Consider the following 761-nt stretch of genomic DNA (forward strand, 5'->3'; position numbering starts at 1 on the left):
CCGATCTGCGGACCGCCTCGGCGGGGAGGTCGGCGAGCGTCATCCCGTCGCCGTGGCCCGGGGTCGGCCCGGGCGGGTCCATGTGCAGCTGCAGCAGCTCGGCCGGCGCCTGCGGGTGGACGGTGTCCATCGCGGGCCCCAGGGCCCGGAGCGGCGCGAGCAGGGCGTCGGCGCGGTCGGCCGAGTCCTGGATCACGGCCTCGACGAGCACGAACGACTGCCCAGAGAGGAACGGCGGCAGCTCCGGCATCGGCGGGAAGCGCAGCACGCGACCGACCGACGTGACGGTGTCTGGCACCGAACGCGTCCACTCGGCCCACGCCTGCAGCACCTCCTCGGTGCGCTCGATCGGGAAGAACAACGCACCGGCGACCACCTGCTCGATCTCGAAGAGCCCGAACTCGAGCGCCGTCACGACGCCGAAGTCGCCGCCGCCGCCGCGCACGGCCCAGAACAGCTCGGGGTCGTGCTGCGCGTCGACCCGACGGAACTCGCCGTCGGCGGTCACGAGCTCGACGGCGACGACGTGGTTCGCCGCGAGGCCGTGCGCCCGACCGAGGAAGGAGACGCCGCCGCCGAGCGTGTACCCGACGACGCCGACGTCGTGGCTCGATCCGGCGAGCGCGGCGAGCCCATGCGGGGCGGTCGCGGCGACGACGTCGCCCCAGACCACGCCGGGCTCGACGCGTGCGATGCGCTGCGTGGGGCGGACCTCGACGCCGCGCAGCTCGTGCGTGCGGAGCAGGATCGCGTCGGCGAGG

The 761-nt window shown here is 74.9% G+C and carries 1 protein-coding gene; it reads right to left on the bottom strand.

Annotation, left to right across the window (positions count from 1 at the left end; translation table 11 throughout):
• Window positions 1–761 (bottom strand): FAD-binding oxidoreductase (locus ESO86_RS17965; protein WP_165308382.1); only part of this gene is annotated, 761 nt, incomplete at both ends.

This window comes from Agromyces binzhouensis (assembly GCF_004135055.1).
Taxonomy (GTDB): Bacteria; Actinomycetota; Actinomycetes; order Actinomycetales; family Microbacteriaceae; genus Agromyces; species Agromyces binzhouensis.